We start from the raw sequence: 12,004 nt of genomic DNA, 5'->3' as shown, positions 1-12,004 counted from the left end.
GTTATCCTTTAACGCTTTTGATCAGTTGAGCTGTCTCGTAGAGGGGAAGCCCTACTACAGCACTATAGCTACCGGAGAGATGAGTCACAAATTGACCCGCAATACCTTGAATACCGTAACCACCCGCTTTATCCTGTGGCTCGCCTGTTTCCCAATAGTCCGAAATTTCTTGTTCTGTTAATGCTTTAAACGTGACATCTGTGGTAACTAACTTAACGCGCTGTTGATGTGCAGAAATAACCGCAACCGCAGTTAACACTTGATGAGTATTATCCGATAATAATGTCATCATTTGTCGAGCATGTTGCTTATTTTTTGGTTTCTCCATCACAGTTTTACCACAAACTACAATAGTATCTGCCCCTAACACCACACCTTGCTGATTATTATTATCTAAACCCGCTAACGCTTTCTCTAATGCCAATCGTTGCACGTATTCTGAGCTACTTTCATGAGCTTGTTGAACTTCGTCAATATCTGCTTTAATTCGTTCATATTGAATATTAATTTGCGATAACAATTCACCTCTACGGGGGGAATTCGATGCAAGGAAGATAGGCATTGTTAGCTGACCTTAAAGCGAATACGTAAAAAACGCATAAACAGAAAAAACCATGGCCAAACTAGCATAGAAGTAAACACTGACCAAAAATAATGACGGTGTAAAACGATCTCTTGCATACTCGATGCTATCCAATACAAGGCAAGCTTGGACATAAAAATAAACACACCTAGCAGTAATGTTGTTTGTACTAAGGTGAAGTTTCGAAAACGTTGAAAGTTAATACTGGTGATATAGGCAAGTAACGACAATAACATGGCATGCATACCCAGGATCGATCCGAGCAACAGGTCTAAAAAAAGTCCTAGGATAAAAGCATGCCCAATATTCACTCGGTGCGGTAAGGCAATGATCCAATAACACAGGACTAAAACCATCCAATCTGGACGAAACGCATTAAGTATGATCGGTAACGGAAAAATAGCAGCAACCAAACAGACAAAAAATGTGAAATAAATTATTTTATAACTATTGAACAGGTTCATCGAATGTTTCCGGCGAGTCTAAGGTTAAATCTGCACCCGCTAACGGATCATTATTCCACAACAACAATAAATAACGGCTTCTATCTAAGTCCGCCACAGGCGTCGCCGTAACCGTTGCATATAACTCACCTTCTTGATACTCAAAACGGCTAATTTTAGCAACAGGATAACCAGCAGGAAAACGTCCGCCTAACCCCGATGTCACCAGTAAGTCACCTTCTTTAATATCGGCATTACTTTGTACAAAAGGCACATTCAACTTATCCCACGCGCCACTACCATGAACCACAGCAATAGCATCGTTACGCTGTACACGCACCGGAATACCATGACTGGCATCAACAATTAATACAACCCGACTGGTGGTGCTGCCCACTTGTGAGACTTGTCCAACCACACCTTGTTCATTAATCACCGGTTGCCCGAGATAGACACCATTAATGGCCCCTTTATCGATCAATAATTGATGTGTAAACGGATCTGAACGTAAGCTCATCACTTCGGTGATCATACGTTTGTATTTGAATTGTTTTTTAGAGTTTAATAATTCGCGTAATTGTTTGTTTTCACTTTGTAACTGCCCAAGTAACAAACGATCCGCTTTTAAATGCAAATTATCTTTCTCAAGCTGTTGGTTACGATCCACTAACGCCTGCCTAGTCATAATATTTTCAGAAAAGGCACTAAACAATTTTTGTGGCGCATCAGCAACATACTGAATAGGAGAAACAATGGAGTTGAGGTAAACACGTACGGAGGAGAAAAGGTTAAACTGACTATCGGCGATCAGCAAACCTACGCAACAGGCTATTACAACGAATAGCCTTAACGTAAAAGAAGGACCGCGGGTAAAAATTGTTTTCATGGGTATTTCTATTGAATCAGAGCGCAGGATTTAGCCTGCGCTAGAAATATCAATCTCCGTTAAAGACATCGCCGCCATGCGTATCGATCATCTCTAATGCCATACCGCCGCCACGTGCAACACAGGTAAGGGGATCATCAGCAATAATAACGGGAATGCCAGACTCTTCTGACAACAAGCGGTCTATTTCGCATAACAATGCTCCACCACCTGTAAGTACCATGCCCTGCTCTGCTATGTCAGCAGCCAGTTCTGGTGGTGTTTTCTCTAATGCAACCATCACAGCAGCTACAATACCACTTAATGGCTCTTGTAATGCTTCTAGTATCTCGTTGCTGTTTAATGTAAAGCTACGAGGTACACCTTCAGCAACATTAACACCACGTACTTCAATTTCTTTAATTTCGTCAATTGGGTAAGCAATTGCAATGCTATGTTTGATACGTTCAGCAGTAATTTCACCGATAGTACAGCCATAATTACGACGAACATAATTGATGATTGCTTCGTCAAACTTATCGCCACCAATACGTACAGAAGCAGAGTAAACAATACCGTTTAATGAGATAACAGCAACTTCTGTCGTACCGCCACCAATATCAACAACCATTGAACCTTTTGCTTCAGACACAGGCATACCAGCACCGATTGCAGCGGCCATTGGCTCATCGATTAAAAATACATCTCGCGCACCAGCGCCCATTGCAGATTCACGAATCGCACGACGTTCAACTTGTGTTGAGCCACAAGGCACACACACTAAAACGCGTGGACTAGGACGCATCCAACTGTTGTTATGTACTTGTTTGATAAAATGTTGCAACATTTTTTCAGTAATATAGAAGTCGGCAATTACCCCATCTTTCATAGGACGAATTGCTTGAATATTTCCAGGTGTTTTACCTAACATTTGCTTTGCAGCACTACCAACAGCAGCAACTCTTTTGCCATTTTTATCCATACGGATTGCAACCACTGAAGGCTCATCCAATACAATACCTTGGTCTTTTACATAAATAAGGGTATTTGCAGTTCCTAAATCGATTGATAAATCGTTAGAGAACATACCACGGAACATTTTAAACATGAAGATTTCCAAAAGAAGCGAATAAAAGTAATTCGCGTACTCTACCAACCCACCCAAAATACAGCAAGAAAAGAAAGTGAAAAGCTTGTTTAAAGAGCGATACAACGCCCTAAAGTGATATATTTTGCTGTTACCTGTTGGATATTTAAAAGATGTTAACAAAGATATAAAAATAACTGACAAAATATTGACAATTTAGACATCTGGCTTTTAAAAAAGTAATGGCAAAATATTAAGGTAAGTGAGTGCTTCATTGAACAATTAGCGCTTATAACATTAATGATTCATTTTTATAGCACTAATCATTAGTACTTATGAAATTCACAATAATGTCTGATCAAATTTAAAATAATGTCTGATCAAATTTAAAATAATGCCTAATGAAACTTGCTGAACTTTGCACCTTGAATGGTAACGGCTATAGATGTTAAAGAAATAAAAAAACCTACCGAAGTAGGTTTTTATTAGACCGTTAATGATCGTGCTATAAACGCTTTTTATCGCGTCAAATAAACACAATTAAAAACTAACAGACGCTAATTTTTCAAAGTAATCAGGAAAAGTTTTAGACGTACATTTTGGATCGTTAATAGTCACAGGTGTACCACTTAATGCCACCAATGAAAAACACATCGCGATACGGTGGTCGTCGTAAGTATCAATTTCAGCATGTTTGATTTGTGCAGGTGCCGTCACTTCAATAAAGTCATGGCCTTCAACCACTTCTGCACCCACTTTACGTAATTCAGTCGCCATCGCGTATAAGCGATCGGTTTCTTTCACACGCCAGTTATAAACATTAGTGATTTTAGTGGTTCCTTCAGCAAACAAAGCCGCAACCGCAATGGTCATCGCCGCATCAGGAATATGATTCATATCCATATCAATGGCTTTAAGCTCACCTTTGCTGGCTTTAATGTAATCATCACCCCATTCAATATTAGCGCCCATTGCTTCCAATGCATCAGCAAATTGAATATCACCCTGAACTGATTTTTTACCAATTCCGGTCACTTTAATACTGCCGCCGCCAATCGCCGCTGCCGCTAAAAAGTAAGAAGCCGATGAAGCATCACCTTCTACTAAATAGTTGCCAGGTGCTTGGTAAGTTTGTCCGCCTTTAATCACAAAGCTTTGGTACTCGCCATTAACATTATCTACTTCAACACCAAAGTCTTGCATAATTTGCAGCGTGATTTTGATGTAAGGTTTTGATACTAGTTCACCCACAATATTAATCGTTGTATCTTCAGAAGCCATCGGTGCTGACATTAAAAATGCCGTTAAAAATTGGCTTGAAACGCTACCATCAATAGAAATAACACCGCCCTTCAGGCCAGTACCTTTGATTTTTAATGGCGGGTAATTTTCATTCTTTAAGTAAGTAACATCCGCCCCAGCTTGCTTTAATGAATCCACTAAAGAGCCAATTGGGCGCTCAAACATACGTGGCTCACCGGTCAAAGTATATTCACCTTGGCCTAAACATAATGCAGCACATAATGGGCGCATCGCGGTACCTGCATTACCTAAAAATAGTTCGATATCACCTAGAGATTGGGTATTAAACGCATGTCCTAACCCTTCCACCACACATTGCTTTTTATCCGCTGACAATTGGTAATTAACGCCCAACTTGGTTAACGCATTTAACATGTGACGAATATCGTCACTGTCTAATAAGTTTGTTAACGTGGTTGTCCCCTTTGCCAATGCAGCTAACAATAAGGCACGATTTGACAAGCTTTTTGAGCCCGGTAAATTAATCTCACCATCGACTTTCTTAATCGGGTTTAATAATAACTGTTCCATAGTATTCGTTTCTCTTATTGCAAATTTAAAACTTTAGTAAGTGCTTGCTTGAAGCGTTGATTTTCTGCTTCAGTACCAATACTGATACGCAAATGGTTAGGTAAACCGTAACCCGTGATCGGACGTACAATGACACCTTCTTGTAATAACGCTTGGTAAACCTGATCGCCCGTCTTGTTATCAACCATCTTCTTATCGGCCGTATTGCTATCAAAAAAGTTACCGACATTCACGGTAATAAAGTTACCCATTGAAGGAATATACTGTAAATTATTGGCATCAAAAAAGGCACTTAAGTCTTTCATTCCCGCATTATTTAACGCAACACTTTGTGCAAGGTATTGCTCGTCTTGCAAAACAGTTTCAGCGGCTTTTAACGCGAGTGCATTACAATTAAACGGCTGACGAACACGATTTAAAATATCAGCAATGTCAGGGTGTGAAATACTGTATCCAACACGTAATCCCGCTAAACCATAAGCTTTTGAGAAAGTACGAGAAACGATTAAGTTAGGGAACTCTTTAATCCAAGCAATGGCATTGCCACGACGTGTATTGTCTGCATATTCAAAATAGGCTTCGTCTAATACCACTAATACTCGCGCCGGTACTTTTGCTAAAAAGTCTTTGATGTCTGCTTGCTCTAAAAACGTACCCGTTGGGTTATTAGGGTTAGCAATGAAGATAAGCTTAGTTTTATCGGTGATAGCGGCTACCATCGCGCTTAAATCATGACCATAGTCTTTCGCTTTAACCACGACCGCTGTCGCGCCAATCGCCTGTGTCACTAATGGATAAACGACAAAAGCATGTTCTGCAAACATCACTTCGTGACTGCTATCAACAAAAGCACGCGCAATAAGTTCTAACAGATCATTTGAACCATTGCCCAAAGTAATTTGATCGTTATTAACCGAATACTTTGTAGCAAGTGCTTGCTTAAGATAAAAACCATTAGCATCTGGATAACGTGTTAATTCCGTTAACTCTTTTTGTAATGCTAATTTAACTGATTCGCTTAACCCGAGCGGGTTTTCATTTGAGGCAAGCTTTACAATATCAGTAATTCCTAATTCGCGTTCTAACTCATCGGTTGGTTTACCTGCTTGGTACGGGCGTAATTTTTGTACTCCAACGTTGGCCAAGCTTAAAAAATCATTACTCATTCCAGTTCCTTACAATGCTTTATATTTCTTTGAATCTGCTCTTTATGGGCATTCTTTATAGGTATTCTTTATAGTTGTTGTTTATAGGTATTCTTTATAAGCGTTCTTTATAGGTATTGTTAAAAGCTATTATTTAAAATGCGTGGCGTAACGTATTACTTATAAAGGCCATTTAAAAAAACAACTTAAAAACACCACTCAAAAAAACATTTAAAAAGTGTTAGTTTAGGTTATTCAAACATAACACTTTAAAACAGATGATTTTTAGAGGTTTACTTAGGCGTATTTATTCTCGAAAACAGCCATAAAATCAACTAAAGCTTGTACACCTTCAATCGGCATTGCGTTATAAATGCTAGCACGCATTCCGCCAACTAATTTATGCCCTTTTAAAGTTAATAGGCCCGCAGCTTTAGCTTCACTTAAGAAGGTTTCATTTAAACTATCATCAGCTAATGTGAAAGGAATATTCATACGGCTACGTACACTTGCATCTACATTATTAGTATAAAAATCAGACTTATCAATTGCGTTATAAAGCAACTCTGCTTTAGCAATATTTTTCTGCTCAATGGCTGCTATGCCACCTTCCGCTAATAACCATTTAAACACAAGACCGGCTAAATACCATGAGTAAGTAGGCGGTGTATTGTACATTGAGTCGAAGTCGCTTTGAATTTGATAATCAAAAATAGACGGAATAGCTGTACGTGCATGGCCGATCAAATCTTCACGTACAATCACAATCGCCAAACCAGATGGGCCAATGTTTTTCTGTGCGCTGGCATAAATAACACCAAATTTTGAAACATCAATGGTGCGTGACAAAATGGTTGAGCTCATATCAGCCACTAACGGCACTACACCTGTTTCAGGCACATCAAATATTTCGATCCCTTCAATGGTTTCATTAGGGCAATAATGTACATAAGCCGCACCGGCGTTAACATTCCAATCCGCACTCGGTTTAACAGCAATTTTACCTTGCTCTGTGGTTAACATGATATCGGTCTCATGAATACGAGCATGTTTTTTAGCTTCCGCCACGGCAGACTTAGACCACTGCCCTGTGACAATATAATCAGCGTCTAATTTATCACCTAACAAATTAAGCGGTACAGCAGCAAATTGGCCACGTCCACCACCATGACAAAACAGCACTTTATAATTATCAGGAATAGCCATTAATTCACGTAAATCCAGTTCAGATTGTTTTGCCATAGCAACATATTCAGGACTACGGTGACTCACTTCCATCGCCGAAACGCCTAAACCTTGCCAATTACAAAACTCGCTTTGCGCCTGTTGCATTACTGCTTCAGGTAACATCGCGGGACCCGCACAAAAGTTATATATTTTTGTCATTGCTAACTCTCTTAAAAAGTTGACTCTTTTAAAACAAAATAAGCGGCTATTGCCGCTTATTAAATTGTCATTAACCGTTATTCAGGTGCGTCTGTTGGTTGCTCATCGACATTTTCTAATGCCTCTGATTCACCTTCTTGTACTTCACCCTCAACGACCGCTGGTGCTTGTAATACTAAGTCACCATTTTCATCGTAAACAGGCACATCTTTGATTTCTTCAATACGTTGTAATGCAACGATTTTTTCATCTTCAGCGGTGCGTATTAAGGTAACACCTTGTGTATTACGACCGACCACAGAAACCTCAGAAACACGAGTACGTACTAACGTACCACGGTTAGAGATCAACATGATTTCATCATTATCATCGACTTGAACCGCACCAACCACTTTACCGTTACGCTCACTCACCTTGATTGAGATAACACCTTGCGTAGCACGACTCTTAGATGAGTAATCGTCTAATGGCGTACGTTTACCGTAACCATTTTCTGTGGTTGTTAATATATGACCCGTTGCATTAGGTACAATTAATGAAACGACTTTACCGCCTTCATTTAATTTAATACCACGGACACCCGTTGCCGTACGACCCATTGGACGAACACCTTTGAACTTAATCTCAGGGTTACCGTTTTCATCCAGTACAACATTACCTTCTTCATCAGTTACTTCGCTTTCTTCCGCTTCTTTAAAGCGAACCACTTTACCTGCGTCCGAGAACAACATGATTTCGTTTGTACCATCAGTTAACGCCACACCGATCAACTCGTTATCATCGTTTAGGTTAATCGCAATCAAACCACTTGAACGAGGACGACTGTAAGCACTCAATGCGGTTTTCTTAACCGTACCGTTAGCGGTTGCCATGAACACATATTTATCATCTTCATATTCACGTACTGGTAAGATGGCAGTAATACGTTCGCCTTCTTCAAGCGGCAGAATATTCACAATCGGACGACCACGTGCTTGACGAGACGCTAATGGTAGTTGGAATGTTTTCAGCCAGTACAAACGACCACGGGTAGAGAAACATAAAATCGTATCATGCGTACTTGCTACTAACAGTTTCTCAATGAAATCTTCATCTTTCATCTTAGTTGCAGCTTTACCTTTACCACCACGACGCTGTGCTTCGTAATCTGATAACGGTTGGTACTTAACGTAACCTTCGTGAGAAAGTGTCACAACCACATCTTCTTCAACGATTAAATCTTCCATACATAAATCAGATTCGCTTTCAGTGATTTCAGTACGACGTTCATCATCAAAGTTATCACGCACTTCTTCTAATTCTTCTTCAATCACTTCCATCAAACGCGCAGGACTCTCAAGAATGAATAATAAAGCAGCAATGATTTCTAATAGCTCTTTGTACTCGCCTAAAATTTTCTCGTGCTCAAGGCCCGTTAACTTGTGTAGACGTAAATCTAGAATTGCCTGTGCTTGAATTTCAGTCATGAAATATTGGTTATCACGAATACCAAACTCAATCGCTAAGCCATCAGGACGAGCAGCATCAACACCGCTTGCTTCTAACATAGAAGCAACAGCACCTAAATCCCAACCACGAGACTGTAGCGCTAATTTTGCTTCAGCTGGTGTTGGAGACTTACGGATCATTTCAATGATAGCTTCAATGTTAACCAATGAAATAGCTAACCCTTCAAGGATATGTGCACGGTCACGCGCTTTACGTAATTCAAATACCGTACGACGAGTAACTACTTCACGACGATGTAGAATAAACGCTTCTAACATCTCTTTTAGGTTGAATAGTTTTGGTTGACCGTGGTCAAGTGCAACGGCATTAATACCGAATGTTACTTGCATTTGCGTTTGTGCATAAAGGTTGTTTAAAACCACTTCCCCCACTTCGCCACGTTTAACTTCAACCACCATACGCATACCGTCTTTATCTGACTCGTCACGTAGTGCGCTGATACCTTCAATTTTTTTATCTTTAACAAATTCCGCGATTTTTTCAATCAAACGCGCTTTGTTAACTTGGTACGGTAATTCATGAACCACGATCGTTTCACGACCGGTTTTTTCATTAACTTCAATATCCGCTTTAGCGCGTACTTTAATTTTACCGCGACCCGTATGGTAAGCTTCAATAATACCTTTACGGCCATTAATGATACCTGCCGTTGGAAAGTCTGGGCCAGGGATATGTTCAATCAACTCATTGATCGTAATATCTTCATCTTTAATTAGCGCTAAACAAGCACTGATCACTTCACCTAAGTTATGAGGTGGAATGTTCGTTGCCATACCAACCGCAATACCCGATGAACCATTAATTAATAAGTTAGGGATTTTAGTCGGTAACACTTCAGGAATGAATTCAGTACCATCATAGTTAGGTACGTAATCAACGGTTTCTTTTTCTAAGTCAGCTAATAACTCATGTGCTAACTTCTGCATACGGATTTCCGTATAACGCATTGCCGCGGCGCTATCACCATCAACAGAACCAAAGTTACCTTGACCGTCAACTAACATGTAACGAAGAGAGAAGTCTTGCGCCATACGAACGATAGTATCGTAAACAGCGGTATCACCATGTGGGTGATATTTACCGATCACATCACCAACAACACGTGCTGATTTTTTATAAGGTTTGTTCCAATCATTACGTAGTACATTCATGGCAAACAGAACACGACGGTGAACGGGTTTTAGGCCATCACGTACATCGGGCAATGCACGACCTACGATCACGCTCATTGCGTATTCAAGATAAGAATTTTTTAATTCATCTTCAATATTAATTGGAGAAACGTCAGAGGCAAATTCGCTCATAGAAACTTAAATCCTTAATTTAGTGGAAATAGACTGAATTTAGTAAGAGGCCGATAGTAGCACAAATGCACCTTGGCAGAAGCGTTTTAATGTGCAAAATCGCCTGAGAATCGTTTTATGGCGCAATATGGGGCATTTATTAACTAACTGCTCATTTTTCACACAGCCACTTGTGGCATTTTAAGCCCCTTAGAATCGCAAAATACATTCTCTCGCATTATTGTCATCAGGTTTTATTCGTTGCTCACAATTGGCTCTGGCAAAAAACAAGTAAAACTATCAACAATTAGCGACCACAGAGCAAGCCAAATTGTAATCATCTTCTATGTTAAAAACTCTTTTATAAACTGTTCATGTTCAATAACTATCAAAAATCATGCCTTTTAATCATTCTCGCGATGCAAGATTAACCAAGTTAATCGCTCGAAAGCTCAATTTTATACCTAGCCGCTAAGCACAATTTGGTTTGTTGATTTTGTATCTTGCAGTATCATGGGTACAAAAACCGCAACTAAATAGGATGACAATAGCGTGGCTGAAAACACCCCATCACAGAATAACGCAGCACAAACGACCTCATTACAAGATAATGCGCTGGAAGCGAATGTCGATCAGCAAGAAATTGAAAAGTTTTCTGCGATGGCTGAGCAATGGTGGGATTTAGAAGGTGATTTCAAGCCTTTACATATGCTCAACCCAACGCGTCTGGAATACATAGAGCAAGGTGTTGATGGGCTATTTGGCAAGAAAGTAGTCGATGTAGGTTGTGGCGGCGGCATTTTAGCAGAAAGCATGGCGATTAAAGGCGCAGACGTAACGGGTATTGATATGGCACACGCCTCATTACAAATTGCCCGTTTACATGCTTTAGAGACTGAAACCAAGGTCGATTACCAAAAAACCACTGCAGAGCAATTTGCCCAAACTCATCCACAAGCCTTCGATGTCGTGACTTGCATGGAAATGTTAGAGCACGTGCCGGATCCGGCTTCTGTTATTCAAGCGTGTTGTGATTTAGTTAAACCCGGTGGCACTGTTTACTTCTCAACAATCAATAAAACATGGAAAGCGTACCTAATGATGATTTTAGGCGCAGAGCATGTGTTACGTTGGGTACCAAAAGGGACGCATGAATATGAGAAGTTTATTCGCCCTTCGCAGTTGCTGAGTGCGATTGATGCAACGCAGTTACATTGTGATGATTTGTGTGGTGTGGAATATAGTCCGTTGATGAATGGGTTTAAGATCACGCAGAATGTGGATGTTAATTATATGTTGAAGTGTTCGAAGGTTGGGTAGCTAGCTACCCTTTTGAGTTCTTACTTCACACTTTAGCTCGTCTACGCTCGTCCAGTCACTTTGATGTTTATTAGCTTTGTATTTCGCCCTAACGGCGTGTTACTTTCTTTTGCGTGCCCAAAAGAAAGTAACCAAAGAAAAAGGCACACCGACTCGCTTTCTGATCCAAACCATCAATCCCTTTCCTAACGCACCAGTTCATACGGCGCGTCCATGCGCCGAATGAACTTACAGCAAACGTCCTGTTTGCTGTTGCTGAGTAAGCGTCTAGCAAAGCACACCTAGTATCGACTTTCTGATTGTTTAAAAATATCTGCTCAATAATAAATTCGGAACAGATAATGCAAACTTACAGAACAAGCGCACAGTGGCAACAACTCTTTCAACAACGCCGCCATTTCAGTGGTACTAATGTTGAATTCTGCCAACACCATAATGTCTCTATTACCACTTATTATAAACAGCGCACTTTATTGACAGAGGGCTTGCCTAAAACACCTTTACCAACACAAACGCCAAGACCCACAGCATCACGCTTTGTCCAGGTAAA

The 12,004-nt window shown here is 40.2% G+C and carries 9 protein-coding genes and 1 pseudogene; 2 read left to right on the top strand and 8 right to left on the bottom strand.

All coding sequences use genetic code 11. From position 1 onward, the window contains the following. Position 1 precedes the first annotated feature (1 nt). The 8 genes from H5084_RS08670 to gyrA all read right to left on the bottom strand — a co-directional run bounded on the left by H5084_RS08670 (position 2) and on the right by gyrA (position 10,155). Complete coding sequence (locus H5084_RS08670) at positions 2-562, bottom strand: nucleoside triphosphate pyrophosphatase (RefSeq protein WP_182690191.1); 561 nt, start codon at positions 560-562, stop codon at positions 2-4. A 2-nt stretch (positions 563-564) separates the two neighbouring features. Then, positions 565-1,047, bottom strand: coding sequence for a rod shape-determining protein MreD (mreD, locus tag H5084_RS08665; protein ID WP_028869754.1), 483 nt, complete (start codon positions 1,045-1,047; stop codon positions 565-567). Continuing rightward, positions 1,031-1,912, bottom strand: coding sequence for a rod shape-determining protein MreC (mreC, locus tag H5084_RS08660; RefSeq protein WP_028869753.1), 882 nt, complete (start codon positions 1,910-1,912; stop codon positions 1,031-1,033). The genes mreD and mreC overlap by 17 nt, the downstream gene beginning before the upstream one ends. A gap of 49 nt (positions 1,913-1,961) precedes the next feature. Further along, entirely contained in the window at positions 1,962-2,999 is a 1,038-nt protein-coding gene (locus H5084_RS08655) for a rod shape-determining protein (RefSeq protein WP_028869752.1), read from the bottom strand. 519 nt (positions 3,000-3,518) lie between these two features. Further along, positions 3,519-4,811, bottom strand: a complete 1,293-nt coding sequence (aroA, locus tag H5084_RS08650) for a 3-phosphoshikimate 1-carboxyvinyltransferase (RefSeq protein ID WP_028869751.1) — start codon at positions 4,809-4,811, stop codon at positions 3,519-3,521. Between the two features lie 14 nt (positions 4,812-4,825). Beyond that, positions 4,826-5,977 carry a histidinol-phosphate transaminase gene (gene hisC, locus H5084_RS08645; protein ID WP_182690190.1) on the bottom strand — a complete coding sequence of 384 codons (1,152 nt, stop codon included), beginning with the start codon at positions 5,975-5,977 and terminating at the stop codon, positions 4,826-4,828. A gap of 276 nt (positions 5,978-6,253) precedes the next feature. Then, the gene (gene serC, locus H5084_RS08640) at positions 6,254-7,342 is read right to left on the bottom strand and encodes a 3-phosphoserine/phosphohydroxythreonine transaminase (RefSeq protein ID WP_028869749.1); all 1,089 of its coding nucleotides are present in this window, start codon (positions 7,340-7,342) and stop codon (positions 6,254-6,256) included. 77 nt (positions 7,343-7,419) lie between these two features. Continuing rightward, positions 7,420-10,155: a DNA topoisomerase (ATP-hydrolyzing) subunit A gene (gene gyrA / locus H5084_RS08635; protein WP_182690189.1), complete on the bottom strand. Its 2,736-nt coding sequence runs from the start codon at positions 10,153-10,155 to the stop codon at positions 7,420-7,422. Between the two features lie 594 nt (positions 10,156-10,749). On the opposite strand from gyrA, the gene ubiG reads away from it, so the two are divergent. Beyond that, a complete protein-coding gene (gene ubiG, locus H5084_RS08630) occupies positions 10,750-11,454 on the top strand; it encodes a bifunctional 2-polyprenyl-6-hydroxyphenol methylase/3-demethylubiquinol 3-O-methyltransferase UbiG (RefSeq protein WP_259396727.1) in 705 nt (234 codons plus the stop codon). Between the two features lie 341 nt (positions 11,455-11,795). Further along, a pseudogene (locus tag H5084_RS08625) lies at positions 11,796-12,004 on the top strand (IS66 family insertion sequence element accessory protein TnpB); the annotation flags it as partial.

The sequence above is a fragment of the Psychromonas sp. SR45-3 genome (genome assembly GCF_014163575.1).
GTDB lineage: Bacteria > Pseudomonadota > Gammaproteobacteria > Enterobacterales > Psychromonadaceae > Psychromonas > Psychromonas arctica.
Note: the sequence above shows the minus strand (reverse complement) of the source record. Positions and strands in the feature narration are given on the sequence as shown.